Source organism: Clostridia bacterium, from assembly GCA_036562685.1.
Lineage (GTDB): Bacteria > Bacillota > Clostridia > Christensenellales > DUVY01 > DUVY01.
Map to the genome: position 1 here is coordinate 1 of DATCJR010000123.1, position 5,311 is coordinate 5,311.

The window sequence follows — 5,311 nt, forward strand, 5'->3', positions numbered from 1 at the left end:
TTATAACGGCAGAGCTAATTTCAAAGTGCTGTTTGTCGATACGGACGGAGCAACCAACAGCATGGATTATAATGCCGATTTTTCAGACAAAGTTGTTGACGAAGCCATAATGCCTTCAAGTGAATTGCTGATAGAAGCTCACACTCTGGATACTGACACAATATCCGTTACTCAAAACGAGATTAGAATTTCGGCAGCTGTTGAAATTTGCTGCAAAGTTGTTGTAAGCGAACAATATAATCTTATCAAGGAAGGCACTGAGGAGATTTATACTCATACCGACGAACTTGAATATGATGTCATCAGTTCAAAAGGCGGAGAAACATTTTATGTTTCTGAAGAGTTTGAGCCTAAAGACAATATTGTCAATATCTTGTTATGCGAAGCAAACAATATAACGACAGATGTTTCTTGCGGTCTTGACTGTGTAGTCTTTAACGGAATGGTAGATCTCAATGTTATTTATACCACAGATAACGGGCTTATAAAAAATGAAACCTTTACTTGCGAATACAGCCATGAAATAAACGCACCTGGGGCTAGAATTGACGACAAAGTAGTTTATGTCATAAAAATAAACAGCTTTACTGTAACTTTGGCTGACGATATGGCAAGCGAACACAAGATACTTAAAGGCGAGTTTAAAATGCAGGCTGAATGCCGTACATTAACAGTAGCAAAAGCCGTAGCGGTTATAGACGCGTTCAGCGTAAGCAAAGAAGTTAAAATAATCGGTGAAAGCATAGATTTTAAGAAGTTTGTAGGAACAAAGAGATTTGACGAGTCGATAGACGGAACAGCTAATTTAGGAAGCGACCTGCCTTCTGTGGATAAAGTAATTTGCTTGACGTCTTCTAAAATTCAGGTTGCCAATATCTATAACGAAGGCAATAAGCTGACTATTGAAGGTGTTTTGCATACAGGAATAATATATTGGAATAACGAATACGAAACACGCAATTCAGTTTCAGTCGAGCTTCCTTATTCCTTAACTGTTAAATGTGATTTGCCTGAAGGCATGCTTGAATTTGACGGAAATGCTTGCATAGTAAAAATTAACGCACGCCCCAAAAAGAGTGGTGAAGTAGAATTATCTGCATCAGTAAAATTCTGCATTAATATTTATAGCAAAAAAGTTTGCTATTATATCAAAGACATAGAAATTGGCGAACTTAAAGTAAGCCACCAGAGCGCGATATCAGTATATATAACACGTCAAGGTGAAAAATTATGGGATGTGGCAAAAGCTTTACATACCACGCCGCAAAACATTCTGGCTAATAACCCTCACCTAAAAGAGCCATTGCCTTCAGGCGAAAGAATTTTGATTTATCGTCAGATATCAGCTGATATATAGTAGATTTTAATCAAAAAGCCATAATCGTTAAAACTCAAAAAAATCCTCTTGGCATCCAAGAGGATTTTAACATATTTAAAACATTTTTTTCCTATACATAATTAACGCTGCTATGCCTGAAAATATTCCCGCAATTCCAGCGATTATCCAGAATCCAAATCTATTGTTCTGAAATGGGATTATAGTGTTCATTCCGAAAAAAGAGGCTATCAAGTTAGGAATTGTCAATACAATTGTCAAAGCAGTTAGCAGCTTCATAACTTTGTTTTGATTGTTGCTTATTACCGAAGCAAATGCGTCCATTGTGCCGCTTAATACATCTCTATAAATGTCTGCCATTTCCATCGCCTGTCTGCTTTCTATAACAGCGTCATCAAGTATGTCTTGATCGTCATCATAATGTTTTACAATTGAGCTTGCCAATATTTTTTCTAAAACAGCGTGATTGGATTTTATAGAAGTTGAAAAATAAACCAAAGACTTTTCAAGTTCAAGAAGCTGAAAAAGCTCTTTGTTTTTCATTGATTTGTGCAATTGAAGCTGAATACGATTGCTTGCCTTGTCTATCTGTCTTAGATAATGCAAGAATTTAATCGAGTTGTTATACAAAATCTGATACAAAAAGCGTGTAGGCTTGTTAATATCAAAGTTTTTTACAAGACCTTGAATAAAATCATTGATTACAGAGGTGTTTTTTAGACAGACAGTGACAAAATAATTGTCTGTTATTATAATGCCCAATGGCAAGGTACTGTATATATATGTTTCGCTTTCAGCGGATTCACTCATAATTGGGATGTCCACCAAGATCAACTTGCCTTCATCTTCAATCTCAATGTGAGCTCTTTCTTCTTCATCTAGTGCGGCCTTAATCATTTGCGCTGGAATTTTTGTAGATGAAGAGATGTTTTCTATTTCAAAATCACTTGGATTTTCCATATGAATCCAGCAATTTTGTTCGGGTGCAAGGATTTTGTGGGCATTTTTCTCGCCTACAGGGGTCTTAAACATTTTGACCATAAAGCCACCTCCTAAAATAAAAAATGTGCGGCAAAATTTAACCGCACAAAATCTTTTATTTTGGGCGGTTATGCCTATATGTTGTTATTGTTTCTCCCGCTAGGGTCGTCCATAAGATTATTTCTCCTATATGGCTATTATAGCATTTAATTTTACAATAAACAACTCATAAGTTGTCGAAAGAATTGTCAATTTTTTTTAGCGCATTCAAAAATTTGTTCATCTGCTCGTCAGTGCTTATCGTTACTCTCAGATAGTTTTGAATTTTGGGCAAATTAAAATGTCTAACCAATATTTTTTGGTCTTTTAGTTTTTGATATATGCTTTTTGCGTCCCAGCCTTGTCGTGTCATAAAGATAAAATTGGTTTTGGATTGCAGTACATTATAGCCTAGTTTGATAAGTTCATTTATAACACGAGTTCGTGTTGATTTTACCTTGTTTATGGTTTGATTGAAATATTTTATGTCACTTACTGCAGCTATCGCGGCAGCCTGAGTAAGCCTGTTGACTGAATAGCTGTTAAAGCAATCCCTTATTTTTTCTAGTCCTTTGATTAATTCCGTACTGCCCATTGCAAAGCCGCATCTTATGCCTGCCAAAGACCAACTTTTGGAAAAAGTTCGTATAACTAAAACATTTTGATATTTTGACACCAAATCCAAACAGTTATAAGTTCCAAAGTCGACATAAGCTTCGTCAATAATTATAACTTTGTCTAAATTGTGAATTACTATGTTTTCTATATCTTGGCATGAAAGCTCCAATGTTGTGGGCGCGTTAGGATTTGCGATAATTATTCCTTGGCAGTTTTGAAGATTGTAATAATCTTTGATATTAATAGTAAAGTCATCGTTTTGCTGAATTGTGCGGTAATTGATGTCATATAGTTCTGCCCAAACAGGATAAAAGCTGTATGTAACTTCGGGGAAAACAATGTCTTTTTCGTGCTTATTGAAAAAAGCCAAGAATGCAAACCCCAATACTTCATCGCTTCCGTTACCTATAAAAATATTATCCTGCGGTATATTGTAGAGCTTGCTTAGTTCCAGCCTCAAATTATCGGCTCTTGGGCTTGGATAAAAATTCAGCTTAGATGAACTTTTTATAGCTTTTAAAACTTTTTTTGAGGGAGGATAAGGATTTTCGTTGGAATTTAGCTTGATATAGCCTTCGTTGAGCTGTTCTCCCGCTGTGTATTCCTTGATTTGTTGTGCCTTTTTACTCAAAAGCATAATCTGTTCCTGCCTTAATTTTTTCTCATTAAACATAATATGCCCTTTCGCTATGAAAGGGCATATCAACATTATTTACTTAATGATTATTTAATTTTATTTTTGAGCAGCTTTTACAAGTCGTTGATATCTCTTTTCATAAAGCGTAATCTGATCTTCCCAGTCTCTATTGAGTTGTGTCAATATCTCATTTTGATAGTTGGTAAATGCGTCAGATTTTTTCTTATCAAGGAGTTCTTTTTTAAGCGCTTCATAATAAGTGGTATCATGTAAGCCGTCTTCAAATACACTGGTATATTCACCCAATTCTCTTGTGCCTGACTCAACGATAGAAGAAAGCATCAATACATGAACGCCATAATCTGAAACAGTTTCTTTTATTGCTCCTAAAACGCCTTGTTCGTAAAGATCAAAAGCAGTTTCTTCAAATTCGGCTACATAGCCGGAATTTCCTTTATTATCAGGATCATATTGCATGCCGTAACCCTTAACATTGTTAAAACTACCAGGATCAGTATTATATTTGAAGATAAGGCTTTCAAATTTGATTTCAGCAGCTTTAGAATGTCCAGCCAATGAGCTCATTTGAGATTTTATATCACTCAAAATCTGGCTTATAGGCAAGGGATTTCCTACATTGTAGCCATCTTTATGTGCATAAGATTTTATATCGTTAGCAAGTCTTTCTCTTTCAGATTGGATATAATCATTTGATTTGCCTTGAGTTTTTAAGCTTTCCAAATGAGTTTTTTGTTCATCAGAAAAAGGTATTAAAATCTGCTTAACATAAAACCATCTTGCGTTAGGATGATATAGTATGATGCTGCTGCCATCTTTCATTGCAGAAACATAAGAACTTATATTTTTGAAGGTTTCTTTTTGTTGAGCTAATGTCTTGTTGTAATAATCTCTAACTTCTTCATCTGTTACAGAAACATCGTCTTCTACATATTCCTGCAATTTTGTAAACAGCATGCTGTTATAAGAATTATCATAATAAATATATTTTATAAACCAGAAATCCTGCAATTTTCTATATAGTTCGGCATATTTGTAAGGTTTTGCATTTTTGTATGAGTCGATAACTGCAAGGTCGGCTTTATATTTTGCTTGATTTGCTTTTGATAAAACATTAGCTTTTAGATTTTCTCTTATATTTTCAAAAAATCTTCTCAAAGCTTCTGTCTTTAAAGCGGCAGCACGATATTCTGATGATTGGAAATATGCTTGTTTTGCTTGGTCAGTGCCGAATTCGATAATAGAATAATCAAAAATTGGACCTCTGCTGCCTTCGGGTGTCCATTTTTCTTCATCTTGTAGAATGCCGTTTTCATCAACTTCGTATTCCACATCTTTGTCTTCATCGGGAGCATAGGGATAAGTCAAAGTCGGATAGTCAGGTTTTAGATCTTCGCCTTCGCCACGTTCATATATAGGTTCTTCATATTCTTTGGCAATTTCTTTTTCGTAATTATAAATAACATCGTCAATAGTATCGTAAACATTTTGCCAAATTTCATTTATTTCGGATTGTTTTAGTCTTATTTCATTAGATTTTATAAGCTTTTCAGCTTCTATCAGCAAAAGTTCTCTATTAACAAGCTGTTCAAGCAAGGTATCATAAGTCTGCTTTACAGTATAGCCATAATTTTGAATATATGTTGCACCATATTGGTTAAAGATATTGGCAAGTTCAAGCT

At 34.8% G+C, this 5,311-nt stretch carries 4 protein-coding genes; 1 reads left to right on the plus strand and 3 read right to left on the minus strand.

Annotation, left to right across the window (positions count from 1 at the left end; translation table 11 throughout):
• A partial coding sequence (locus VIL26_05555; protein ID HEY8390399.1) for a DUF3794 domain-containing protein occupies window positions 1-1,357 on the plus strand: 1,357 nt, incomplete at its 5' end.
• Window positions 1,358-1,432: 75 nt separating this feature from the next.
• On the opposite strand, the gene VIL26_05560 is transcribed toward VIL26_05555, so the two are convergent.
• The 3 genes from VIL26_05560 to VIL26_05570 all read right to left on the minus strand — a co-directional run.
• Window positions 1,433-2,377, minus strand: a complete 945-nt coding sequence (locus VIL26_05560; GenBank protein ID HEY8390400.1) for a magnesium transporter CorA family protein — start codon at window positions 2,375-2,377, stop codon at window positions 1,433-1,435.
• A 166-nt stretch (window positions 2,378-2,543) separates the two neighbouring features.
• On the minus strand, window positions 2,544-3,647 hold the full coding sequence (gene hisC, locus VIL26_05565) for a histidinol-phosphate transaminase (GenBank protein HEY8390401.1): 1,104 nt from the start codon (window positions 3,645-3,647) through the stop codon (window positions 2,544-2,546).
• 60 nt (window positions 3,648-3,707) lie between these two features.
• A partial coding sequence (locus tag VIL26_05570) for a hypothetical protein (GenBank protein ID HEY8390402.1) occupies window positions 3,708-5,311 on the minus strand: 1,604 nt, incomplete at its 5' end.

Coding starts and splice junctions, on each gene's coding strand:
- VIL26_05560 (HEY8390400.1), bottom strand. CDS start 2,377: ATGGTCAAAATGTTTAAGACCCCTGTAGGCGAGAAAAATGCCCACAAA.
- hisC (HEY8390401.1), bottom strand. CDS start 3,647: ATGTTTAATGAGAAAAAATTAAGGCAGGAACAGATTATGCTTTTGAGT.